The organism is Nitrospirota bacterium (genome assembly GCA_020846775.1).
In the GTDB taxonomy this organism is placed as follows: Bacteria; Nitrospirota; 9FT-COMBO-42-15; order HDB-SIOI813; family HDB-SIOI813; genus RBG-16-43-11.
In genome coordinates this window covers 20,457-45,340 of record JADLDG010000035.1, presented here as the reverse complement: position 1 = coordinate 45,340, position 24,884 = coordinate 20,457, and the positions used below count along the sequence as shown (strand labels likewise).

23 protein-coding genes are annotated in these 24,884 nt (G+C 42.0%); 18 read left to right on the top strand and 5 right to left on the bottom strand.

From position 1 onward, the window contains the following. Nucleotides 1-23: 23 nt before the first annotated feature. Nucleotides 24-794 (top strand): twin-arginine translocase subunit TatC, encoded by a 771-nt coding sequence (tatC, locus tag IT392_05905; GenBank protein ID MCC6544024.1) that lies wholly within the window; start codon nucleotides 24-26, stop codon nucleotides 792-794. On the opposite strand, the gene IT392_05900 is transcribed toward tatC, so the two are convergent. Then, entirely contained in the window at nucleotides 780-1,577 is a 798-nt protein-coding gene (locus IT392_05900; protein ID MCC6544023.1) for a GAF domain-containing protein, read from the bottom strand. The two genes, tatC and IT392_05900, sit on opposite strands and share 15 nt — an antisense overlap. Before the next feature lie 106 nt (nucleotides 1,578-1,683). Between IT392_05900 and IT392_05895 the strand changes: the two genes are divergently transcribed. The 6 genes from IT392_05895 (at nucleotide 1,684) to IT392_05870 (ending at nucleotide 6,641) form a co-directional block, all read left to right on the top strand. Further along, nucleotides 1,684-2,463 carry a tetratricopeptide repeat protein gene (locus IT392_05895; GenBank protein MCC6544022.1) on the top strand — a complete coding sequence of 260 codons (780 nt, stop codon included), beginning with the start codon at nucleotides 1,684-1,686 and terminating at the stop codon, nucleotides 2,461-2,463. A 118-nt stretch (nucleotides 2,464-2,581) separates the two neighbouring features. Continuing rightward, nucleotides 2,582-3,523, top strand: a complete 942-nt coding sequence (locus tag IT392_05890) for an SDR family oxidoreductase (protein MCC6544021.1) — start codon at nucleotides 2,582-2,584, stop codon at nucleotides 3,521-3,523. Beyond that, entirely contained in the window at nucleotides 3,520-4,281 is a 762-nt protein-coding gene (locus IT392_05885; protein MCC6544020.1) for a DUF3108 domain-containing protein, read from the top strand. The genes IT392_05890 and IT392_05885 overlap by 4 nt, the downstream gene beginning before the upstream one ends. Nucleotides 4,282-4,496: 215 nt before the next feature. Further along, nucleotides 4,497-5,645, top strand: a complete 1,149-nt coding sequence (locus IT392_05880; GenBank protein ID MCC6544019.1) for a GGDEF domain-containing protein — start codon at nucleotides 4,497-4,499, stop codon at nucleotides 5,643-5,645. 8 nt (nucleotides 5,646-5,653) lie between these two features. Beyond that, on the top strand, nucleotides 5,654-6,259 hold the full coding sequence (locus IT392_05875; GenBank protein MCC6544018.1) for a PilZ domain-containing protein: 606 nt from the start codon (nucleotides 5,654-5,656) through the stop codon (nucleotides 6,257-6,259). Then, the gene (locus tag IT392_05870; GenBank protein ID MCC6544017.1) at nucleotides 6,252-6,641 is read left to right on the top strand and encodes a RidA family protein; all 390 of its coding nucleotides are present in this window, start codon (nucleotides 6,252-6,254) and stop codon (nucleotides 6,639-6,641) included. Before IT392_05875 ends, IT392_05870 begins: the two co-directional genes overlap by 8 nt. Nucleotide 6,642: 1 nt before the next feature. On the opposite strand, the gene IT392_05865 is transcribed toward IT392_05870, so the two are convergent. Then, nucleotides 6,643-6,834 (bottom strand): 50S ribosomal protein L28, encoded by a 192-nt coding sequence (locus IT392_05865; protein ID MCC6544016.1) that lies wholly within the window; start codon nucleotides 6,832-6,834, stop codon nucleotides 6,643-6,645. Between the two features lie 97 nt (nucleotides 6,835-6,931). Here IT392_05865 and recG point away from each other — a divergent pair, with 97 nt between their 5' ends. Genes recG through IT392_05845 form a run of 4 tightly spaced genes read left to right on the top strand, consistent with a single transcriptional unit; the run spans nucleotide 6,932 to nucleotide 11,520 of the window. Further along, complete coding sequence (recG, locus tag IT392_05860; GenBank protein MCC6544015.1) at nucleotides 6,932-9,022, top strand: ATP-dependent DNA helicase RecG; 2,091 nt, start codon at nucleotides 6,932-6,934, stop codon at nucleotides 9,020-9,022. A gap of 20 nt (nucleotides 9,023-9,042) precedes the next feature. Beyond that, nucleotides 9,043-9,366 carry a hypothetical protein gene (locus tag IT392_05855; GenBank protein MCC6544014.1) on the top strand — a complete coding sequence of 108 codons (324 nt, stop codon included), beginning with the start codon at nucleotides 9,043-9,045 and terminating at the stop codon, nucleotides 9,364-9,366. Nucleotides 9,367-9,414: 48 nt separating this feature from the next. After that, nucleotides 9,415-10,365 (top strand): Ppx/GppA family phosphatase, encoded by a 951-nt coding sequence (locus tag IT392_05850; GenBank protein MCC6544013.1) that lies wholly within the window; start codon nucleotides 9,415-9,417, stop codon nucleotides 10,363-10,365. Nucleotides 10,366-10,389: 24 nt separating this feature from the next. Next, nucleotides 10,390-11,520, top strand: a complete 1,131-nt coding sequence (locus IT392_05845; protein ID MCC6544012.1) for a hypothetical protein — start codon at nucleotides 10,390-10,392, stop codon at nucleotides 11,518-11,520. Here the strand turns inward: IT392_05845 and IT392_05840 are convergent. After that, on the bottom strand, nucleotides 11,486-14,125 hold the full coding sequence (locus tag IT392_05840; protein MCC6544011.1) for a CBS domain-containing protein: 2,640 nt from the start codon (nucleotides 14,123-14,125) through the stop codon (nucleotides 11,486-11,488). The genes IT392_05845 and IT392_05840 overlap by 35 nt on opposite strands. A gap of 54 nt (nucleotides 14,126-14,179) precedes the next feature. Beyond that, the gene (xerD, locus tag IT392_05835) at nucleotides 14,180-15,079 is read right to left on the bottom strand and encodes a site-specific tyrosine recombinase XerD (GenBank protein MCC6544010.1); all 900 of its coding nucleotides are present in this window, start codon (nucleotides 15,077-15,079) and stop codon (nucleotides 14,180-14,182) included. Between the two features lie 318 nt (nucleotides 15,080-15,397). On the opposite strand from xerD, the gene miaB reads away from it, so the two are divergent. The 3 genes from miaB to mtaB are packed head-to-tail and all read left to right on the top strand — an operon-like array spanning nucleotide 15,398 to nucleotide 18,464. Next, nucleotides 15,398-16,732, top strand: coding sequence for a tRNA (N6-isopentenyl adenosine(37)-C2)-methylthiotransferase MiaB (gene miaB, locus IT392_05830; GenBank protein ID MCC6544009.1), 1,335 nt, complete (start codon nucleotides 15,398-15,400; stop codon nucleotides 16,730-16,732). Nucleotide 16,733: 1 nt separating this feature from the next. Beyond that, nucleotides 16,734-17,135, top strand: coding sequence for a VanZ family protein (gene vanZ / locus IT392_05825; GenBank protein ID MCC6544008.1), 402 nt, complete (start codon nucleotides 16,734-16,736; stop codon nucleotides 17,133-17,135). Continuing rightward, nucleotides 17,136-18,464: a tRNA (N(6)-L-threonylcarbamoyladenosine(37)-C(2))-methylthiotransferase MtaB gene (gene mtaB / locus IT392_05820; protein MCC6544007.1), complete on the top strand. Its 1,329-nt coding sequence runs from the start codon at nucleotides 17,136-17,138 to the stop codon at nucleotides 18,462-18,464. On the opposite strand, the gene IT392_05815 is transcribed toward mtaB, so the two are convergent. Next, nucleotides 18,444-18,974 carry a TrkA C-terminal domain-containing protein gene (locus tag IT392_05815; GenBank protein ID MCC6544006.1) on the bottom strand — a complete coding sequence of 177 codons (531 nt, stop codon included), beginning with the start codon at nucleotides 18,972-18,974 and terminating at the stop codon, nucleotides 18,444-18,446. The two genes, mtaB and IT392_05815, sit on opposite strands and share 21 nt — an antisense overlap. Before the next feature lie 238 nt (nucleotides 18,975-19,212). Between IT392_05815 and radC the strand changes: the two genes are divergently transcribed. From radC to IT392_05795, 4 genes are all read left to right on the top strand, one after another. Beyond that, complete coding sequence (radC, locus tag IT392_05810) at nucleotides 19,213-19,845, top strand: DNA repair protein RadC (GenBank protein MCC6544005.1); 633 nt, start codon at nucleotides 19,213-19,215, stop codon at nucleotides 19,843-19,845. A gap of 235 nt (nucleotides 19,846-20,080) precedes the next feature. Further along, on the top strand, nucleotides 20,081-22,651 hold the full coding sequence (locus tag IT392_05805) for a PAS domain S-box protein (GenBank protein ID MCC6544004.1): 2,571 nt from the start codon (nucleotides 20,081-20,083) through the stop codon (nucleotides 22,649-22,651). A 52-nt stretch (nucleotides 22,652-22,703) separates the two neighbouring features. Beyond that, on the top strand, nucleotides 22,704-24,113 hold the full coding sequence (locus tag IT392_05800; protein MCC6544003.1) for a sigma-54-dependent Fis family transcriptional regulator: 1,410 nt from the start codon (nucleotides 22,704-22,706) through the stop codon (nucleotides 24,111-24,113). 339 nt (nucleotides 24,114-24,452) lie between these two features. Continuing rightward, on the top strand, nucleotides 24,453-24,851 hold the full coding sequence (locus IT392_05795) for a universal stress protein (GenBank protein MCC6544002.1): 399 nt from the start codon (nucleotides 24,453-24,455) through the stop codon (nucleotides 24,849-24,851). The last annotated feature ends 33 nt before the right edge of the window (nucleotides 24,852-24,884 follow it).

Sequence of the window (24,884 nt, the reverse complement as noted above, 5' to 3'; positions counted from 1 at the left end):
GAAAGATGTAAGAAGCGGAATAGATGAGTAATGATAATGTAAATGAGACATTCTCAGACAAGAAGATGTCTCTGACAGGGCACCTGGCAGAGCTAAGGACTTGTCTGATTGTATCCGTAGTAGCGGTTGTTGCCGGGTTCGTTATTTCCTTTTATTTTTCTGAAGATCTTCTTAAAATTCTAACAGATCTTATAAGCAGTGAGCACAAGCATAGCTTCGTGTTCTTATCCCCTGCCGAGGCACTCTGGACTAACTTTAAGGTGGCATTTCTTGCAGGGTTTTTTATTGCCATGCCTGTAATTCTTTACCAGTTGTGGAGGTTTGCATCACCCGGGCTTTATGGAAATGAACGAAAATATGCACTGCCCTTTCTGATTGTAGGTATAGTTTCCTTCGTACTTGGAGTTCTTTTCTGTTATTTTGTTATTCTCAGATATGCTCTTGAATTTCTGTTTACATACAAGACGTCGAACCTGACTCCCATGATATCAATCGGTTCATATCTGGATTTTGTTATGAAGTTCATGCTGGCATTTGGCTTAATTTTCGAACTTCCGATTGTGATTATTTTTCTTACTAAAACAGGGATTCTTACCATAGGATTTTTAACAAAGAACCGCAAGTATGCCATTCTTGTCAATTTTATAGTGGCAGCCGTATTAACACCGACTCCTGATGTATTTAATCAATTATTAATGGCTGTTCCACTTATAATATTGTATGAACTCGGTATTATAGGTGCGAAGATCTTTTGCAAGAATGCAAAAACAAGGAATTCATTAAGCCTGGATTGATTGTTTCTTTAAAGAAATCTGTGTTTGCTCAATTGTTGTCGAGATATATCTTGCAAAGATGGACAATAAACGTACATCGTGTTCTGTAAAAACCCTTTTTTGTTCATGCTGATAATTTAAATTAAGCGCTCCTATTACCTGTCCTTTCAGTTTTATGGGCAGGCAAATCGAAGAAGAGATATCTTCAGGCTTGTCCTGGAAGTTGTGAAACCTGTCATCATTAACTTTCCCTGTAAGGATCAGAGGTGTCCCGTGTTTGCAGACCCATCCCGCTACGCCTTCATCCACCCTTTGCGAATTGGCCCTTACTATGTCCGGGTAATTGCCTATAGAGCTTGCAACTACAAAGTTCCCCATTCTCTCATTTATCAACATGATTGACGCTCTATTGGCATTTACCATATTGAAAGCAAGATGCAGCATCTTGTCGAGCTTCATTTGCAGTGTTAGAGATGAAACCGTTATGCGGCCTGCCCTGTATAGCAGGGTTACTTCTCTTAGTCTCTCTTGCATTGAGGCTGCCTTCATCTTCTCTTCAACATTCCTGAACAGCTCCTCTGAAAGGTCTTCATCAAGTTTCTTTAATTCCCGCTGTTTGTTAATTATGTAGGCAGAGAATAATACCGTAAGAATTGGCAAAAATAAGAGAGTTAAATACTTTTGTTCAAGGAGAGACAATACTATGATGGAAATAGTGAGGAAAGAGAGGACTAATAATTCAAGACTTAATAGTTCCCATCTTTTTTTTTCAATGTACTTAAGGTTATGAAAGGTTTGATTCACTTATAAATAGATACCATACAATTGGCCACTTGACAAGGAAAGTTGAATTACATAGTATTTATAAGTTTAGGAATTTGATTTACAAACTATATAAAGAGGTGATTTTGTGAAAATAAAGAAACGGGTACCCAGAAAAAAAGAAGGATCAAGTCAACCAGAAGACTTGCATGCCATTTTACAGGAGATTGAGACCAGGTCAACCGGAATATTTGAAAAGTACAAAATGCCGCTGATTATAGCGGTATCAGCTATCGTTATCATTATTGCCGGTGCGATATCATATAAACTTCTGACATCTCATTGGGATAAGAAAGCCTCTGCTATGGAGTATAGCGCTTACAATTACTTCCAGGAAGAAAACTATTCAAAGTCAATATCTATGTTTCAGGAAATTGCTGACAAATATTCAGGCAGCAAGAGTGCACGTATAGCTTATTATTATATTGGCAATAGTTACTCAGCCCTTGGACAATATGATGATGCCATCAGGGTATACAAGATCTTTATTGACAAATTTCCTGAGCAGGATACAATACTTCCTCTGGTATATATCAATCTTGGTTCAGCATACATGGCAAAGGGTGATTACACTGATGCCCTATCAACATTCAAAAAGGTGCTCTCGCTAAAGACTGCATTGATAAAAGACAGAGCTGTTTATGAGATGGCCATGGCTTATGAGGCTTCAGGTGATACAGCTTCAGCGATAGAGCAATACGATAATTTAATAAAGACATATTCATCATCTGCCTGGAGTCAGGAGGCAAAGGCCCGTTTAGGCAAGCTTAGGGGAGATTCCCCGGATTTAACAAAGGGCCCTCTGCAGGGATCAGGTAAACCGACGTCAGGAGGCAGTCAAGCTGAAGGCGTCAAAGGTCAGAAGTAGGATACAGCCGCGTCAAAGAGAGCAATTAGCAATGTGAAGAATACAATGATGAATATGCAATTTCTCAGGGAGAGGATGCGGGTAAGGTCAGGGAGTTCAGAATAAAGAGGTAAAAGATATGGCTAAGGTATTAATAACAGGCGGCGCAGGTTTTTTAGGGTCTCATCTCTGTGACAGGTTTCTTGCCGGAGGAGATGAGGTTATCTGCATGGATAATCTCATCACAGGTTCATCGGATAATATAAGTCACATACAAAGCAGCAGGTTTTCTTTCATAAATTATGATGTAACAAACTATATATATATTAAGGGGGATCTTGACTATATACTTCACTTCGCAAGTCCGGCTAGTCCCCTTGACTACATGGAGTATCCGATTCAGACACTAAAAGTTGGTTCCCTGGGCACTCATAAAGTTCTTGGTCTGGCCAAAGAGAAAAAGGCGAGGTTTCTTCTGGCTTCCACATCTGAGACTTATGGTGATCCGCTAATCCACCCTCAAAATGAAGACTACTGGGGCAATGTGAATCCTGTGGGCCCTCGAGGGGTCTACGACGAGGCAAAAAGGTTTGCAGAGGCTATGACAATGGCATATCACAGATACCACCAGGTAGATACAAGGATTGTCAGGATATTTAATACTTATGGACCCAGGATGAGGATAAGGGACGGGAGGGCTATTCCCAACTTTATAGCTCAGGCACTCAGGGACGAGGATGTAACAGTTTTTGGAGACGGTTTGCAGACAAGGAGTTTCTGCTACATAGATGATATGGTTGATGGTATATACAGGCTATTGATGTCAGATTATAAAATGCCTGTCAACATTGGTAATCCGCACGAAATGACGGTGGTTGGCATGGCAAAAGAGATACTCTCACTTACAGGCAGTAAAAGCAGGATAATTAATACACCCCTTCCTGAAGATGACCCCAAGGTAAGACAGCCTGATATTGCAAGGGCAACTTCTGTCCTGGGGTGGAAACCGACAGTTGAATTAACGGAGGGACTAACAAAGACAATCGAATATTTTAAAGCAAAGATGAGGGTTTCAATATAAAATCTATAACGACTTATATCGTTATATTTTTATTCATAACTCTTTCGTTTTCTTCCTCCTCCTCAGCTATTCCATTTTCATCCGGTGAACGCCTGGTTTTTGATGTATCATGGTATGGTGTGAATGGAGGCACCTCAGTTTTTGAAGTTAGTAATGCAGTTTATGATAATAAATCCGTTCTTAAAATAAGTTCTGAGTTAAAATCAAATTCAGTTATTTCATTGTTTTATCCCGTAAAGGATGTCGTCGAGTCATATGTTGACATCAAGAGCCTTCAGCCTTATAAATACCGTTCAAGACAACAGGAAGGATCATACAGGAGTGACAAGGAGATAGTTTTTAACAGAGATGATAATCTGGCGACTTTTATTAACCACAAATCCGGAGGCAAGAGACAGATATCTAAAATACCTTCCGGTGTTCATGACCCGTTATCAGTGGTATATTTTCTCCGGACGATCCCACTACAGACCGGGCAGTCTGTAAACATTGAGGTTCATGACGGGAAGAAAACCTGGACAGTGGTTTTCCTTGTTATGGATAAAGAGAAGGTAGTGGTGCCAGCAGGCACATTTGATACTTTAAAAGTTAAGACCTTAATTAAATTTGAGGGATTATTTGTCAATAAAGGAGAGGTATTTATCTGGTTTACCGATGACGAGGTTAAGATGCCTGTTAAGATGGAGAGTAAGGTTAAGGTGGGCACTATTACTGCACAGCTTATAGAGAAGCAGGGCATCGGTTATGGTTCTTATTAAATTGGCGTGCGGCATAAACTGCACCGGGAGTTGACAAATCTGCCGAATAGTCGTCAATTATGTGACGACAGTAGTGGCGAATTGGCATTTGTTGTTTGACGCAGCTCGTGGTAGTTTCAATTTTATTGAATAAAATCAATTAGAAATGATTATCTGCTGTACCGCAACAATGACTTCAGGTAATGGCATAGTTAGTGCATATAATGTAAGCCAATATGGAAAAAAAGATAGATCAGGAACTATATAAGAAACTTCAGAAGGTAAACAGTGCATTAAGAATTCAAAAGAAGAAGCTTCTGGAAGAGAAGAATGCTTTGAAGAAATGGGGAGATGATTTAAGCTGTTTAAATGAGCTGAGTAAGGCAATAGTAAGTACATTGGATTCCGACAAAATCATTTCCTCCGCTGCTGCAATTATGCAGGATATAGTGCCCCACGATGTTTTCTGTGTCGTCCTATTCAAACAAAAAAAGTTATGGGTATTCTCAACAATGCAGTTATATGTAGCAGATACTGAAGAGATAAAGAAGTATGTCTTGCAAACAATAAAGAAGGTTGTTGAGACCGATGATAATGATGATTACAAGGTTGAAATAAATTGCATTAAAACTGATCAGACTGAGAGCTTGGGTTTTAATTCAAAGTTGTCAGGCAGGTTGTGTTATCCAATCGAAATTGGTGATACGAGAATAGGAGCATTGCACCTGATTAGGAAGATGGATAAACAATTTACAGGATACGAGCATAATCTTGGATCTATGCTGGTGAGTACCCTTGCGCTGGCACTTAGGAACTCAGAGATTCATCGTGAAGTAAAGGAACTTGCAACGACTGACAGCCTTACCGGGTTATTCAATAACAGATATTTTTATGAGAGCCTTACCAGAACATTTAAGAGCACCATGAGGTATCAAAATCCTGTTTCACTCCTGATGATAGATGTGGATAATTTCAAGCATATTAATGATCAGCATGGACATCAGGCAGGTGATGCTGTATTACATGAAATCTCAAACAGGCTTATAAGGAGTTTGAGAGAGATTGATGTTCCTGCACGTTATGGTGGAGATGAGATAGCAATTATCCTTCCGGAAACAACTGTTGAACAGGCATTTTTTGCCGCAAAAAGACTTAAGAGAATTCTGGAAGAACAACCGGTATTTTTTAAGGAGCAGAATATCAGGGTGACAGCAAGCTTTGGTGTTGTAAGCTGTCCTAGTCCCGGAATCAAATCAGTTGATGATATGATTTCCGTGGCGGACAAGGCCCTATATGATGCAAAGAAGTCTGGCAGGAACAGGATTGAGGTGAGTGGACGTTTATTTACTCATGACAACTCATTTTTAGGACCATTCGTGTTTTAACATATAATATGCTGCCAATAGACAGAAGAGAGAATGTAAGGATCATAGATAAGATTCCGCTTGCCTACAGGTTTGTTACAGCAGAGGATATCGCAGAAAATAACAGACCTGAAAGATATTTCCCTTATATTTGGAATAAATACCCGCAACTGCTGCCCTCAGAGGAATTAGAAGAGAATCATACAAAGTTGCTAAATCATATTATTGATTTACACAGGAAGATGGATATTCTTATTGAGACCGTAGCGCCTGAATGCAGGACCATAGTTGAGATACCAAAGGAACAGGATGTCTGTATCAGTGCCTCTGGTATAAGAATTCACCTGGATACACCTGCAACGGCAGGTCAGCTAATGATTTTATGTATTGTTCTCCCCTTTATCCCGCCTGCAAGTATCTTTGTAACAGGCGAGGTAATAAGACGAGATATGTCAGAGGATCTAATACCTGATGAAAAAAACTATTTTGAGACAGTCATAAATTTCCTGACAATAAAAGAGGATGACAGAGAGACCCTCATCAAGTACATCTTTAAAAGACAGCGTGATATGTTAAGGGACCGGGCATTGGAAAAGGGTGAGGTAATGCAGGCGTTAAGTGAAAATGATGAGTGATGATGTCAAGAAGGTTGTTTCGGCAAAAAAGGCGCCTGTTGCAATAGGTCCATATTCTCAGGCAATTAAATTTGGGAAGTTTCTATTCATATCCGGTCAGATACCTGTCAATCCTGCTACAAACGAAACAGTAAATGGTCCAATAGAAGATCAGGTGGTGCAGGTCATATCCAATATTAAAGTCATTCTTGAAGCTGCCGGGATGGAGTTGACAGATATAGTAAAAACCACGTTATTCCTGAAAAGGCTTGAAGATTTTGACAGGGTTAATAATATTTATAAGAGTTATTTTTCGGATAATCCACCGGCGAGATCTACCGTCGAAGTTTCAAACCTTCCCAAAGATGCTCGTATTGAGATAGAAGCCATCGCCTGCCGTTAAACTATACCGCCTTTTGCACACGGTTTGATCTAAGACAACGGGTACATGCCATGATGTATTTTGGTGCACTGTTTACAATTACCCGTACCCTCTGAAGATTTGGATGAAACACCCTTTTTGTCCTGTTGTTTGCGTGACTAACATTGTTCCCAGAACGCCTGCCTTTACCACATACTTTACATTCTCTTGCCACTTTATCCCTCCTGATCAATAAAACCTTGAATAAAAAGACTCGTAATACTATCATAAGATACGGTAATAATGCAACTTTTTATTTGGAAGACCTGTTTATGGAATTTCATAGTGATATACAGTATGTAAAGGGGGTCGGTCCTGCAAGGGTCAGACTTTTCAACAGATTGGGCCTGTTTACAGTGGAGGACCTTCTCTATTATTTCCCTTTCAGGTATGAGGACAGGGGGAACCTTACTTCAATTAAAGAATTGTATAGATCGAGTAACCCTGGGTTTACAACTGTCCAGGGAAAGATAGTGTCTGCAATGGTCGTAGTTACACCAAGGCAACGGAAGAAAATATTTGAGGCCGTCATTGGAGATGAGACCGGTTACATAACGGCCAAGTGGTTTAATCAGTCATTTCTTAAAGATGTCCTGAGGAAAGGGACTACAGTAGTAGTCAGTGGTCACGTGAAATCCGACTATCGCGGGTCTGGCATCTGTATGGAGGGGCCTGAATATGAGGTCATAGGATCAGAAGATAATGATCTGATTCATACAGGAAGGATTGTGCCTGTATACCATGTAACTAATGGTTTATCCCAAAAGACTATTAGAGCTATAATCAAGGGTGTACTCGACAGTACAAATATCCCGGAAATGCTTTCACCAGAGATTCTTGTCAGGTATAATCTTCCGGAATTGAATAATTCCATTAATGATGTTCATTTTCCGCCTGAAGGTTCAGCTTTGGATAGTCTTAATAATGGTGAGACCCTGGCCTACAAAAGACTTGTATTTGAAGAGTTTTTCCTTCTCGAGGCAGGGCTTGCCTTGAAAAAGGGTATTGTTTTGAAAGAGAGCGGTACTTCTTTTGAAATTAATGACCAAATGACTGAGAAACTCTATTCACTTTTGCCATTCAAACTTACGGATGCACAGCAGAGGGTTATTAGTGAAATCAAAGAGGATATGACTGCGCCTCATCCTATGAACAGACTCCTTCAGGGAGATGTGGGATGCGGAAAGACAGTAGTGGCGCTTTGGGCTATGCTGATGGCTGTAGAAAATGACTATCAGTCTGTCATAATGGCGCCTACAGGAATATTGGCTGAACAGCACTATCGTAACATTAAGAAATACCTTGATACACTTGGTATTCCGTCAGCCCTTCTTACGGGAAGCATAAAACCGGGAGAAAAAAGCGCTATCCTTGATGATATAGCAAATGGAAGAGCAAGAATTATCGTTGGTACTCATGCCCTCCTTGAGGAGGGGGTAAAGTTCCAGAGATTGGGCCTCTCCGTGATAGATGAGCAGCATAAATTTGGCGTGCTTCAGAGGGCAGCCCTTAAAAAAAAGGGGTATAGTCCTGATGTCCTGATTATGACGGCAACACCTATACCACGGACACTTGCCCTGACGGTTTATGGTGACCTCAACCTCTCCGTAATAGATGAGTTGCCGCCTGAGCGAACTCCTGTTCAGACGAGATGGCTGTATGGAAAAAACAGGAAAGATGCCTTCTATATAATGCAGGAAGAACTTGGAAAAGGGAGGCAGGTTTATGTAATCTATCCTCTTGTTGAAGAGTCTGAGAAGGTTGACCTCAAAGGTGCTGTTGAAATGGCAGAAAAACTGCGTGAGGCATTTAAGGGATATAATACCGGTCTCCTGCACGGAAGAATGAAAAACACAGAGAAAGAAATGATTATGGAAGATTTTAAAAATAATAATATTCACATCCTTGTATCTACTACTGTTGTTGAGGTCGGTATAGATGTCCCCAATGCAACTGCAATGGTTATTGAACATGCTGAACGATTCGGGCTTTCTCAACTACATCAACTGCGGGGCAGAGTAGGAAGAGGCGGTGGTAAATCCTGCTGCCTCCTCTTAACGGATGGTTTTATCTCTGAAGATGGGAGACGGAGACTTACAGTTATGGAAAGGACGAATAACGGGTTCGAGATAGCAGAGGAGGATCTGTCTATACGCGGACCAGGTGACTTCTTTGGTACAAGACAGGCAGGGCTTCCGGAACTGAAGGTCGCAAATATTCTCAGGAATTCTAAAGTCCTGGAAACTGCACGCAGGGAGGCATTTGACCTTGTAGCAAAGGATCCAATGCTTACACATCCGGATCATAAAGTACTTCGTAATGCAATTGAGCGCAGATGGAAGGACAAGTTGATTTTGTCCTGACAACGATGTAGTATCAGCAAATGGATATATTGAGCAGGATACAGCATGATCTTTCGGAAGGGCTTTCCGTTATCAGAAAAGAGGGTACCTCCCTTTTTTTAAAGACAATGACGGAAGTTGACCTGGTTAAATACAGACTGGATATATTCAAGACCCATAACCGTCTTTCAGCTTTTTACAGGGAGCTTGGGGAAAGGTTTGTGGAGGCAGTTGAAAAAAAAGACAGCTCCTTTAATAACAGAGACGACACAAAAAATCTAATCGAAATGATTGATAGTGTAATGATAGAAGAAGATCAGTTTAAGAAGGAAATTGAGAGCTTAAGGGAGTTGAAGAAGCAATGAGTATAAAGCAGTGAGCAATGAGTTGCGATACAGCGATGGGGCCATCAAGTGATACTCGCTGGCATAGACATTGGTACAAATACCATACGGTTGCTGATTACTGAATATTATGGTGAAGGCAAATACAGGACAATAGAATCAGACCGCCATATAGCAAGGCTTGGTGAGGGTATATCATCTGCCGGAATACTTAAAGATGAGGCAGTGGATAGGGTTATCAGTGTACTTAAAGGATACGCCGGCAAATGCAGTGATTTGCACGTTGAAAGTATTAATGCCGTTGCCACCAGCGCTGTTCGTGAGGCTGACAATGGAAGAGAATTTATCAGCAGGGTTAAAGTTGAGACAGGGATTGATGTTAATGTCATTTCCGGAGAGGAAGAGGCAAGACTGACAATGCTTGGTGTTTCGTCTGCGATAGAAATATCAGGACATGATGTTTTGATGATGGATATCGGGGGAGGCAGTACCGAGTTTATATTGGTTTCAAAAGGGAATATAGTGTTCAGGAAGAGTACAAATATTGGTGTTGTCAGGTTCAGTGAGCGGTATATTAAATCCGATCCCCCTCTGACGAAAGAAATCAAATTGCTTGAAATTGCAATTGTTGACCATCTTGAGAAAGAGGTTAGTTTCATTGGTTTAAAAGATAGCGGCAGGAGCCTGGCAAGTATCGAGTTTATAGGTACCGCCGGCACTGTGACAAGCCTTGCTGCCATAGAGCAGAAGATGCGGGTATACGATCCAGAGAAGATTAACGGCTATAGGATCAGCAAAGGTGGAATTAAAAATATCCTGAATCTTCTCGCAGGAATGACCAACGAAGAGAGGATCAATCTCCCAGGAGTTGAGGAAGGACGAGAGGACCTGATTGTCGCAGGTGCGTTGGTCACATATAAGGTTATGGAATGGTTTGGATTTGATGAGATGACGGTTAGTGATTCCGGATTGCGGGAGGGATTGGTGGCAGACTTATATAACCACCTGAGTGTTAAATAGTGAGTTAAATATGGACGGCTGAATATGTTAAGACGTATCATTCCGATTTTTTTTGCGGTTATTATATTTTCAATATCTTCATCATCGTTGGCCCAACTCCGAGAGAATGATAATCCGGGCGCTGATCAGCCTGATGACAGTGCACTCCTTGGCGATGATTTATATCCAACAAATCTTGAGAATATTAGACTTAAAACTGATAATGAATCCGGGATTGCAATACTTGATAATGGATACAGCAGGAATGCAGGGATGTTTTTTGGATTGTTTCTGCCGGTAAGGATGATTGCAGAGAATGAAGCGCCAGACATCTATTCAGCAATCCGGCTCCTTGTTATCCCTTCGGGTGGTTTAACATCAATAGAAGACCGGGAGAGATTCAGGGTCGTTTTGAAGAAATATGTTAAAGACGGCGGGACACTGCTTGTATTATCACAGAGGGTCGGTAGTGATTATTCTATTCTTCCGGTCCCTGATGGTAAACCTCTTACCGCTTACGGCTGGATTGAAGACCAGAGTAAATTATCATCGTCATCTATCCTGTCAATGACGCATCCTATAGCATCAAGGCTTACTTCTTCAGAACTTAACATTAATGTTGACGGATCTATAGAAATCTTTCCCAGTACGAGTAAACCTCTGCTTCGAAACCGGATCAGCGGCCAGCCGGTTATGGTTGTATACAAATATGGGAAGGGGACTGTTATTGCGACAACATTGTTTACAGACTGGGCGTATATGCATCAGCGGGCGACCTGGGACGAGATTAACCTTTTCAGCGGACTCATCAATTGGACAGGTTTGACGACTGAAGAATTATCCGCGCATAATGTCCCGGCAGCAAGTCGAAAGGCCGCAAAGCCCATTCCGCAGCCGTCCCTCGGGTTTTCAGTGCTTTCAGACAATGAGATTTATTTTGCCGGAGATAAAGCAAATATTACAATCAGGATGTGGAATAATGAAAAAAGGCAGCGGAAGATTAAAGTATACTATGACGGTAAAGGGGAGTTGAGGTCATTGTCACCAAAAGGTTCGTCTGAAATATCATATTCATTCCCCGTTTATTCTGCAAGAAGGCTTTGGGTTTACTTTTATGATGAAAATGAGGTGTTCCTGCAGACTATACACAGGGGCTATTCTGTAGTGTATCCTTAATTATAATGCCTTTAAGAAATTCCAGTTCTTCATCTCGGGTTTTAACTATTCCATCGAGTTTAGCACTTAAAGTCTGGTTCAGTGCCTTTGTGTATACAGGGCCGGGTTTAACTCCAAGTCGTACGATATCTTTACCAGTGATAAAGAGTTTTACATCCTGCAGATGATCCAGGTAGATGGAGATAAATTTCTTTACATCGTCCTTTTCAGTCCTGGCCATTAAGTATAATAGCTGTTCCTGAGAATGATTATTCAGAAGCTCATATATCATACTGTTTGAGGGATCATTAATATTAAGGAGCTTTTGAGTTAAATCAGGAGTATCTTTTTTTACAGATAGTATTTCGTCAAGAAGCCTCTCCCTGATTTCCAACCGAAGGCATGTTTCTTCTGTTGCTTTGCAGGACAGCTGGTCAATAAAACCGAAAAAGCAAACTTTCCATGAATCATATTTCTTATCAAGAAAAAGAAGTCTGTACCATGCAAGGGCATCATTAATGGATTCAAAAATAGTCACTGATCTGTCATCCCATTGAAGAGAAGGATGGATGAACCTCAGGAGGTCAAACTCTGAGAGCCGTGAAAGAGATTTTGCCGGGTCATCTTCGCTCAGAAGCAGGACAATTTCTGCAAATAACCTCTTTCCAGAGAGTCTGTGGAAAAGGTCTATCTTTGCAGTGCTTTTTATAAGGCTTTGTGTGTGCCGCGCTATCCTGAGCCCGAATCTTTGTTCAAATCTGATAGCCCTGTATATACGTGTGGGGTCTTCAATAAAGCTAAGGTTGTGCAACACCCGTATGGTCCTCTCCTTTATATCCCTCTGTCCTCCAAAATAATCTATAAGGAATCCGAAGTCCGGCCCGTTCAGTTTTATTGCGAGTGTGTTGATCGTAAAGTCCCTTCTGTACAGGTCTTTTTTTAAGGAGGATACTTCAACCTTTGGCAGAGCCGTCGGATATTCATAATATTCTGTCCGTGCAGTCGCAACATCTATTTTGAACCCATCCGGAAAAATGATTACTGCTGTGCCGAATTTCTGGTGGCACTTTACCCTTGCGCCTGCATCTGCTGCGAACTTTTCTGCAAACTCTATACCGTTTCCCTCAATTACTATGTCAATGTCATAGTTTTTATAACCAAAAAGGAGGTCCCTTACAAATCCACCCACGGCATAGGCATGAACTCCGGATGAATCAGCGGCCTCTCCAATGCTCATGAGAAGTTTTTCTATATTCGCCGGAAGCCGTTCCTTAAGCAATACTCTCAGATTTCTTTCATGAGCCTTACTGCTTATACCCAAAGTGGATGAAAGCCACGGTCTTGATATATCCTCATGCAGCGCCCGTAATATATCAGTGCGGGTAATCGCTCCTATTACCCTGTCACCCTCAACGACCGGCATAAACCGCTGATTATGTTCAATCATGCTTGATTCTATCTCCCTGAACGGTGTGTCACCCGTGACCTTTTCAAACTCCGTCGACATGAAGTCAGTTACCGGTACCTCTCCAAACTTGTGAAATATTGCCTTATGAATAATCTCCCGATAGATCAGGCCAATCAAACTGTCTCCCTCAATGACGGGCAGCACATTAACGCTGTAGCGGGTCATAAGATCACCTGCCTCTTTTATAGTCAGGTCATTACTGATAGTCTTAACAGGGGTTGTCATTATATCCCTTGCGGTTTTAAACGGTTTTATCGTCTCTCTGAGGAGCTCTAAAATCTTTTCCTCTACCTGTATCGTTGTGAGATCCTTAATGCTTGCGGAGGCTGCAGTGGCATGACCTCCGCCGCCGAAATATCTTGCGATTGCACCCAGGTCAATTTCAGAAAGTCTGCCTCTGGCTACAAGCTGAATCTTATCTTCCATTCTTACGATTACAAAGAGTACGTCAAGGTTTTCCATATCCTGAACTCTGTGTGTAATGGTCGAGAGTTCCGAGACATATTTATCAGTTGTTCCTTTTGCAATAACTACCTTGACGCCGTCAATATATATAGTCTTTGCGTTATGAATGAGTTCGTCCAGCAGGGCTATCTGCTCTGCATCCATTTCGTGTACCATATATCGTGATAATGTCCTCAGATTAAGCCCGCATGAAAGTAGAAATGCAGCAGCCAGGATGTCTCGCTGTGTCGTTGACTGGAATGTGAATGAGCCGGTCTCTTCATATATTGCGATGGCAAAGAGTGTAGCCTCAAATGGGGTTATTTCAATCTCTTTATCTCTTAATATCTCGACAAGAAGCGTCGTCGCTGCGCCAACCGCTTCAATTACCTCAACCTCTCCCCGCAAATCTCCAGGAGAGAAGGGGTGGTGGTCATAAATGTGAACGCTTATATTCGGGATATTCAGTAATTCTGATACGTGAGTCAGACGTCCCGCATTTTTGTTGTCAACAATAATGAGCCGGGTTACCTCATCATGCTGAATCTCTTTCATATTGATGAATTCGATCTGGTTCTCTGAAATAAAATTCCTTACATTGATCTCCTGTGTACCCGGGAAGATCATCTTTGCCTCCGGATACAGTTTCCTTGCAGCAATCATGGCTGCAAGCGCATCAAAGTCGGTATTACTATGTGAAGTTATAATCTCCATTATAGTTTTTAATATTATATCCTATTTTCACCCTGGGGGTTAGCAGACATGGAGTTAAGGTCTTGGATGGCACTCTGCATGTATCTTTTTCAGCCTCTCGCGGTTTATGTGAGTATAGATCTGGGTCGTAGAAATATCAGAATGGCCAAGCATCATCTGAACAGATCGCAGATCAGCGCCTCTATCGAGCAGGTGGGTTGCAAAAGAGTGTCTCAATGTATGTGGTGAAATGGCCTTGTCAATACCTGCCAGTCTGGAATGTTTTTTTATAATCTTCCAGAAGCCCTGCCGGGTCATACCTTTACCACGGGATGTTACAAACAGGTGTGGAGACTGGCGTTCTTTAAGGATCTGATTCCTTGCAGTCTTAATATAAAGCCTGATCTTGTCGAGTGCATATTCGCCTGCAGGAACTATCCTTTCCTTACCCCCTTTGCCGACAGTGATTATAAATCCCACTTCGAGGTTAACGTTGCCCTGTTTCAATGATATGAGTTCTGACACCCGAAGTCCTGTGGCATATAATAATTCTATCATGGCTGAATCCCTGATACCTTCATTGATCTTTTCATCAGGCTGTTTCAGAAGCGCATCTACTTCTGAAAGAGATAGTGTATTTGGAAGCCTCCGCCAACCCCTGGGTGACTCTATGTATGTAGTCGGGTTTGTGTCAGTAAGTCCTTCCATGAGCAGAAATTTGTGGAAATGACGTATGGAGGATATACAACGTTTGACAGATGACACTGACGTCTGATTTCTTAGTATTTGGGCAAGAAATTCACGCAGAATGTTGAGGGTGACGCTACGTGCATCGTGGATGTTGTTCTCATCAATATATGCCAGATACCTTGTCAGGTCCCTTCTGTATGATTCTATTGTGTTGGCAGAGAGTCCTTTCTCTATCCTGATATAGCTGAGGAAACGGCTAAGGAGGGTATTAAGATTATCATTCATTTAACAGGAGTTTACTCAAATAAGACGCCAAATGCAAATTTATGATTTAACGATGTAAATAATTTGCAACAGGTGGAGGACTGCACGAATGTTTGTGCAGCTTGGCGGTTAAATGCACAGGGCTTTGTGCAAAATTGTGCCGGAGACGGTGGCCTGCCTTTTTGTTCATACTAAATTCCCTTAACCGTGACTTTAAAAAAATCGAATCAATGTGTATGGTATATTAAATGCATTTGCATATATGGCCTGTTGATTTTTAGGGTCAAACGATGTAGTTTAGATAATAACTTTTTGCGCAAAATGAGTTAAATTTAACATATGTCAAAGCAACTTTTTATCAAGACATTCGGCTGTCAGATGAACGAACATGACACGGAAAAGATCGCCGGTGTCCTGTCTGGAATGGGCTATTCACTTACCGATTCTCCTGACAAGGCGGATATGGTTATACTCAATACATGCAGTGTTCGTGAGAAGGCGGAGTTTAAGTGTTACAGTGACCTTGGAAGGATCAATGAACTGAAGAAATCCAACCCTGATCTGATCATCGGGGTAGGCGGGTGTGTAGCACAGCAGGAGGGGGCTAATATAGTAAGGAAGGCCCCTTATGTAGACTTAGTCTTTGGAACAGACAATATTGCAGATATCCCTGGACTACTTGAGAAGAGGGGCATGACATCGGGAGACAGAGTATCAACCGCCCGTCGCAGGAATAAATATTTAAATAATGCTGCTGAGTCTGCTGATCTTTCTTTTAATCGGTCAAATCCGGTAAAGGCATGGGTAGGGATTGTTGACGGCTGTGATAAGTTTTGTTCATTTTGTGTGGTTCCGTTCACCCGTGGAAGGGAGAGGAGCAGGCAGCCTGCTGATATTTGCAATGAGGTGAGAGGGCTTGCTGCAAATGGCTTTAAAGAGGTGACATTATTGGGACAGAATGTTGATTCTTACGGTAAGGATCTGGGCGGCAGCTCGAACCTTGCTGACCTTATGAAGATGATAAGTGATATCGAGGGGATAGAAAGGATCAGGTTTGTAACATCACACCCTGCAGACTTTGACGACAATCTTATTAATGCCATTTCATCATTACCAAAGGTTTGCGAGAACGTTCACCTGCCTGTTCAATCAGGCTCTGATGCAGTCCTCGAAAGGATGAAAAGGAATTATACCTTAAGCGGATACAGGGAAAAGATAAGGAGACTCAGGGATGCTGTCCCGGGCGTCTCTGTTACAACTGATATTATAACTGGCTTTCCCGGAGAGACAGATCATGACTTCAATCTTACAATGGACTTGTTAAATGAGATTATTTTTGACGCCGCATTTGCATTTCAATATTCCAGGCGACCTTTTTCACCAGCCCGTCTGTATGAGGACCAGATACCTTTTGCAGTAGGACGGGAGAGGCTCAATAAGGTAATAGAACTCCAGAACCGCATAACTTTGATAAAAAACCAGGATTGCATCGGCAGTGAGTTTGATATACTTATCGAAGGGGAGAGCAAAAAGGACAAAGGAAAGTTGTCAGGACGCACCCTCACCAACAAACTTGTGCATCTGTCCAGGAATCCCGGAATTAAGACAGGAGACATCGTGAGAGTGAAGATAATGTCAGCTTCACTTTCTGCATTGACAGGGATAATTATCTGAGATGAAACGGTTTATAATATTTTGGGGACCTGTCTTTTTATTTGCAATGTTTATCTTTATAATGTCATCGCTATCATTTCCTGCGGGTAGTGATCCGTTCCCTCACTTCGACAAGTTTGCTCACTTTCTGGTCTATGGTGCATTCGCCTTATTAATATTCCGGGGTTTTGCCAGGACAACCGGAAGTAATAACTTTTTGCTGATCGCTATTCTTACCGTAACAGTAACGGTTGCATACGGTGTGAGTGATGAGATCCATCAGTCTTTTGTCCCGGCGAGGGATTCTGATGTCAATGATGTCGCTGCAGATTGCGTAGGAGCAATGGCAGCCATGACTGCTCTGTATCTATTCAGGAGAGTCTCCCTGTCTTTAAACAAGAGGGGATGGGGGGGGAGGAGCTGATTGCAGAGGATTGCCTTTTCTACCCTTGGATGCAGGATAAATCAATTTGATACCGCAATGATGCAGTCATCAGTAACATGTAATAATGACTACAGCATTGTATCTTTTGATGAAGAGGCTGATATTTACGTCATAAACACCTGCTCTGTTACGGAAAAAAGCGACTCTGAATCAAGGCGGATAGTAAGACTGGCGTTGAAAAAGAACAGAAAAGCCCGCATTGTTGTGACGGGTTGTTATGCTCAGACGAATCCGCAGAAAATTGCAAAGATACCGGGTGTTTCATTAGTCCTTGGTAATAATGAGAAACAGAAAGTAAAGGATTATTTAAGTATTAATCCCGATACGGTAATGGATACAAGTCAAAATGTCCATGTCAGTGATATATTCAAGACATCATCCATGCACATGTCTGCAATTGAATGGTTTCAGCAAAAAACGCGTGCAATTTTAAAGATCCAGGATGGCTGCGATAGCAGATGCTCATATTGTATTGTTCCATTTGCGAGAGGGGGGAGTCGCAGCCTTTCTACTGATGATGTCATAAGGCAGGTGGGTGGATTATGCATCAGCGATTATAAGGAGATTGTTCTAAGTGGCGTACATCTCGGCGGATATGGCAGAGACCTTTCTCCGAAGACATCGCTCTATTCAGTTATAAGGAGGATTCTGTCAGAAACGAAGATAGAGAGAATAAGGCTCTCTTCGATAGAACCGCTGGAGGTATCTGATGAATTGATTGAACTAATTGCAGAAGAAGAACGTATTTGCAGGCATTTTCATATACCTCTTCAGAGCGGTGATAACGATATCCTTCGCAGGATGAACAGAAACTATGGTGTTGAAAATTATGAAGAGCTGATACTGAAAATTAAGGATAAGATTCGGGATGCCGGCATTGGATGTGATGTAATTGTAGGTTATCCCGGAGAAAAAGATATCCATTTTAAGAATACGTACAGATTTATTGAAAGGCTGCCATTGACATATCTCCATGTCTTTTCTTTTTCGCCAAGAGAGGGGACTGCAGCATTTGGGCAGAAGGAGACGGTGAATGGCAATGAAAAAGAAGAGAGAAGTAAGACGCTGAGGAATCTTAGTGTTGAGAAAAATATGAATTTTAAGATTGCACATGTTGGAAAAATTGTTGAAGTTCTGATTGAAAATAATAGGGATACGGAGACAGGGCTGCTCAAAGGATATACCGGAAATTACCTGCGGGTTATGATACAGGCTTATGAAAGTTCTTCTTCGTGCATTAATCAGATTGTCAGGGTTCAAATAACAGATGTAACAGGTGATAATTTGTCAGGCGAGTTGTGTGGATGAGGAAAATATTGTTGCGGACTCCATGATAGTATTCATAGTACCCAGGACAAAGACCCTGTCTCCTTCGAAAAGTTTTATCATGTCCTGAGGCAGGTTAAACTTTTCATTATGAATGATGGCAACAACTATTCCGCCCTCTGGAAGAATCAGCTCTAAAGAGGTTTTACTTATTGCAGAGGAGTTTGGTGCAACAATAAACTCTTCGATTGTATATCCTCCGCGTCTCATATATCTTGTTAATTCTTCGAGCTTTGATTTTATCCGCTCTTCTCTTAAAAGGTTTATCTCCTTTTCTATATTGTGAATGTCTGACTTGAGTGATTTGAGTCTGGATATATTGTCTCTGACTTTTTCATGGTCCGCTATTTCAGAAACCGGAAGGGGGTGCAGTTCATGAACAATTTTCCCCGTCTTTATATATATCCTGTCCACTTTCTTCTGGAGTTCAAATATCTGGTAAAGGAGTTTTGCAATCCGGGTGTTCTCGCTCATGGTAATTGCTATTTCCATGAGACTCTTCCTGAGTCCTTCTAAGGATATCCCGAGTTCCTTGTATATCCTGTTCCAGATGAACATTTGTAGAGTATATGATATAGGATTAACAGGGTCAAGCAATATAGCAAAGAACGAAATTAATTGAGCAATAAACGGAAAAAAACGGAATTTATAGCGGGATAAGGAATCTTCTGTGTCTAAAGTTAACATAAATCACTGGCCTTTGGACGAGAGACCGAGGGAAAGGCTTTTGATGGCCGGTCCCGAACATCTTTCAGCCGCACAATTGCTTGCAATTGTGCTCCGTACAGGTAGTGAAGGGAAGAGCGCTTTAGAACTTGCCATGGAGGTTTTACAGCATTACAGTGATTTAAGCGCTATTGCCGGGGCTACCATACACGAGCTCTGTTCCATCAAGGGAATTGGGCCGGCTAAGGCTGCACAAATAAAGGCCGCCATAGAAATCGGTAAAAGGGCATCTTCATTCCCGCTCAACAGGAAGGTTCGCATCCTCTCAAGCAAGGATGTCTATAATGTCTACCGCCATTATTTACCATATTATCAGGGGCTAAAAAAAGAGACCTTCAGATTGCTTATGCTTGATGGAAAGAACAGGATCTTTGCCGACTACCTTGTGTCGGAAGGATGTCTGACATCAAGCATTGTCCATCCGAGGGAGGTCTATATTCAGGCGATAAGGAACTCAGCTGCGTCAGTAATCTTCCTTCATAACCACCCGAGCGGGGATCCGTCACCAAGTCCGGAGGATGTTGATATAACAAAAAGGCTGGTAGCTGCAGGTGATCTAATAGGGATTAAGGTGCTCGATCATATAATCATGGGTGAGAAGGAGTATGTAAGCTTTGCAGACAAGGGACTTTTGTAAGGCAGTGAGTCGAAGAAGCAATGAGTCGCAGAAGCAATAAGCAATGAGTAGTAAAAAGGTTCTTGATTTCAGTATTGCTACTGTATCTCAATAGATATATACTAATTTTCAATGAGTTGAAGGGTTAAAAAGTTTTCACAGGATATCAGGCCAGTCAACCACGGAACCCCTATTAGGAATTAAATTGCAATTTCTCAAGGTAAGAAGCGGTATCAGAAAAAGGATAATACGGTCAATGCTTATTATAAGCATTATGCCGCTTGTAGCCGGTCTTTATCTCACCTATCTCGATGTCAGCAGCGCCCTTCGAAATTCTATAGGGGTATCTTTTCAGGAAGAAGCTAATGAGATTGCCCATAAGATTGAGATGGTAATCAAGGGAGAGACAGTAGAGGTGCAGAGGCTTACGGCATCTGCAGATGTCAGGGATGCAATTAAAAATGCATCTGCACGCAGAAGTGAATTGATTCACTATATCAGGGAATTCAGAAGTTATGATGAAAAGGAGGTCCAGGGCCTCTTAATTGTTGACAGAAACGCTGATTATATTGCCGGTCTCAATGAAGGTTCACGCGATAATTACAGAAATGAGCACTGGTATAATTTTGCATATAATAATGGAGCAGGCAAGATTTATGTTAGCGACCTGAATTTGGATGAAAAGACTGGAAAGTATCTTATGAACATAGCAGCTCCGGTCATGGACCGCGGCATTGCTATTGGCGTCGTTTCCGTCATGTATACTGTAGACGGTCTCCTTGAAATTATAAATAATGTAAGGATCGGCAACACAGGTCATGCAAATCTTGTAGACTCAAAAGGTACTATAATTATGTGTCCGATATTTCCACTTAAAAGTCATCATATAAATAGCGACCTTGTGAGGCTTGTCACAAGTGTTAAGCCAGGATGGGGGGTTGCAAAGGACGATGCTCATGGTGGAAAAGGCTCCATTGTCGGTTTTGCCCCTGTCCTTTCCACACTAAGTCCGGAGGCAGGATGGCTTGATGGTAACAAGTGGTTTGTCTTTCTGAGGCAGAGCCCGGGTGAAATGTACGCCCCGATATACTCCCTTCTTGCAAGGGTCACAATATTTGCATGTGTTCTCGTAGTCTTTCTTGCCCTTACAGCAGTTTATGCAGCGGGAGATATTGTCAAGCCGATTAATGAACTTTATAGAGGTGTAGAGCTTATCGGACAGGGTAAACTGGATCATCGTCTTTATATCAAGACAGATGACGAGATTGAAAAGCTGGCCGATGAGTTCAATAAAATGGCAGAGGAGTTAAAAAAGACCTACACAACCCTTGAGGAAAGGAACAGAGAGCTTGAGACATCAGAAGAGAGGTATAAGGATTTAGTCGAAAATTCCCCTGAAATGATCCATTCTGCTAATGCAGAAAGATATTTTGTCGGGGTGAACAAGACAGAACTCAATACGCTTGGTTACACTATAGAAGAGATGCGCAACAAGAAGCTTGAAGATATAGTTCCTGATGAATATAAAGAACGGATTAGAAAACACCTGGAAAGGGTCATTAAAGAGGGTAAAAGCAGGGTTGAGATACAGTTCATTACCAGTGGTGGTAAAAAAATTGACGTTGAGATATCTGCTACTGCCCTCTACCATCCTATCACAGGCCAGTTTATCAAGACGAGGGCATTTGTCCGTGATATTACTGACAGAAAGAGGCTGGAGAGACATCTGCGGGAATATCATGAGATACTTGAGCATAGGGTGTCAGACAGGACTAAGGAGTTAAGCGAGACAAAGGATTATCTTGAAAACCTGCTGGAAGGGGCAAACGACGTAATCTTCACCCTTAATCAGGATGGTATTATTACCTATGTTAATAAGAAGATAGAGGAATGGGGTTACAGAAAGGAAGAGCTTGTAGGGAGCTCTTTTTTAGGTATTTTGTCGAAGAAGCATAAAGGGGAGAGATTACGAAGGACACTTGCTGAGGGGATCCGGCAGACGTATGAAGTTGAAATTATGGATAAGGTTGACAAGGTGAATAATGCCGTTCTGAGTATTTCGCCGCTAAAAACCGGAGATGAACATATGGCCGGTGTTCTGGTAATTGCAAATGATATTACCGAGAGAAACAGGCTTGAACAGCAGGTTGCACAGGCAGAAAAGATGTCTGCAATAGGTCAGTTGGCCGCCGGTATCGCTCATGAGATAAATAACCCAATTGGAGGTATAATGAACTGCCTCTATAACATCCGCAATAAAAGACTTCCGCAGGGAAGGGAAACGATGTATCTTAAGTCTATGGAAGACGGGATTCAGCGGGTACAGAGGACTGTCGAACAGCTCCTGGATTTTTCACAGCAGCATGAGCCCAGGCTGTTGGCTGTGGACATAAATGGTCTTGTTGATGATGTCATGTCACTAATGAGCTATGCTGTGATACAGAGAAATATCCGTCTCCGAAAAGAATTTGATTCAAGCCTTCCGAAGATGATGATTGATCAGCATAAGATAGGGCAGGTTGTCATGAACATGCTGTTAAATGCCGTTCAGGCGGTGAAGGATGAAGGTGAGGTGGTAGTCAGGACATTTTCTGAGCAGAACTGGTGTTGTATTACTGTTTCTGATAACGGAGGAGGTATACCTTCGTATATACTACCCAGGATATTTGATCCGTTCTTTACTACAAAGGATGTGGGGAAGGGGACAGGTCTTGGCCTGGCAGTAAGTCTTGGCATAGTGGAGAAACACTCAGGTAGGATTGAGGTCAGGAGTGAAGAGGGTAAGGGTGCTGTTTTTACTATTAAGCTTCCTATGAAACAGACATGAGCCAGGGGTATGACAGATTGGATATTATTTTAAAGTGAACCAGGAGTTGTAAGTGTACAAGATACCGGAAGTTCTGATAATTGATGATGAGCCGTTGATGCGCATATCTATAAGCGATGCGCTCAAGGCGGAAGGATATAATGTTGCAAGCGCTGCAACGGGCAGTGATGGATTGAAGGCGATAAAGGATGCATCGTATGATGTTGTGATTACAGACCTTCGGCTGCCGGAAGTGGATGGAGTTCAGATATTGAAGGCCTGCAGACAGATATCTCCCAACACGAAGGTGTTGATGATTACTGCCTATGGCTCAGTGGATACTGCTGTAGAGGCGATGAAGATAGGTGCCTATGACTACATAACAAAGCCGTTTTCTATGGATGAACTTATCCTGACTGTGAAAAGGCTGATCGAGTTGAGAGATCTTGAAGATGAGAATTTATATCTGAAGGATAAGATTGGGGAGAGGTATGACTTTAGCGGAATAATAGGCAGGAGCGAGAAGATGCTGGACATCTTTGAAAAGATTAAGATAATAGCGCCGACAGATACGACGGTACTCATTACAGGGGAAAGCGGTACCGGGAAGGAGCTTGTGGCTAACGCCATGCACTTCAATAGCCTGAGGAAGAACGAGGCGTTCATTAAGGTCAGCTGTGCTGCACTTCCTGAGACTCTTCTTGAAGCTGAATTGTTCGGCCATGAAAGGGGTGCATTTACTGGTGCATTGAAGCTCAAGAAGGGCAGGTTTGAACTTGCACATAAAGGCACGCTTTTTCTTGATGAAATCGGCGAGATAAACCAGACTGTCCAGGTGAAACTGCTACGGGTTCTCCAGGAGCATGAATTTGAAAGGCTTGGAGGTACCAGCACTATCAGCGTAGATGTCAGGATTATAGGTGCAACGCAGAGAGATCTGAAGAAGGAAGTGCAGAAGGGTAATTTCCGGGAGGATCTCTATTACCGTTTGAATGTTGTTCCGGTACAATTGCCTCCATTAAGGGACCGCAAGGAAGATATCCTTCTGTTGATGGAGCATTTCTTGAAAGTATATTCAAAGCAGATGAACAAGCCCTTGAAGGGGATATGTCTGGAGGCAAGAGAATTTATGTTAAAGTACGATTTTCCGGGAAACATCAGGGAGCTTGAGAATGCTGTCAAGAGAGCGGTTACCTTATCGAGGGATAAAGAAATTCAACCATGGGATCTGCCGGAAGATATATGCACCATTTGCAGAGAAAGCGGTAACATGGGAAAGAAGCTCAATTACTCAGAGACCCTTCCAACCGCCATTTCTCTTTTTGAAAAACAATATATCTCAAGGGTTCTTGAGGAGACCAGGGGGAATAAGACCCTCGCCTCTAAAGTCCTTGGTATATCGAGAAAAACCTTATGGGAGAAATCCAGGTCGTATGGTTTAATGAAAAAAGAAGAAGATATTGATGAAAGTGATAACTTGTAAATTGTGTTACAATTGCGTAACATTCCTTGTTTGTCCCCACACCCATCTGATTTATGTGAACATTCCGAATAATAACGATTTCCTATGATTTTCATTACTGAGTAGTTACTCCAGTGTAACTATAAAAAAATGCATCAACATGGGCGAGTAAACCAAATAATATTTAAGTATCAAACAGTTATGAGCGCATATGTAGCTTGGCACCCCTCTTGCAGTTTTCATCAATCGTGCAGATGAGATTATCAGTTTTTTATGTTCAGGCAGAGTTGATCTGGCATTGTTTGACAGGGGGCAGCAATAGATTACAAGCTAATTATATGTCCAATTGATGGGTCTGCATTGAAAGACAAGGCCATTGAAGTGGCGTCATATATAGCCAGAATATCAGGAGCAAAATTGGTATTGCTTAATGTAGTTGAAAAATGGTATCGTTCTGAGCCTATGGTTACCGATTCACCGGAATGGACATCCATTCATGAGGAGTGGCTGGATGAGGGTAGAGAAATCCTGAGTTCTGAGGCAAAAAAACTTGTTGATAGCGGGTTTAACAATATTGAGACTATTCTGAGCGAGGGAGATGCCGCTCACGAGATTGTTGCTGAGGCAATTAAGTCCAGGGCAGACCTGATTGTCATGGCAACGCATCGTTATTCATCAGCAGGAAAATTCTTTTTGGGTAGTATAACAGACAGGGTAACAAAGAAGTCTCCATGTCCGGTATTGTGGGTATTCGGTTGATTTGGAATAACAGGCTGAAATGGTTTGGTCTGT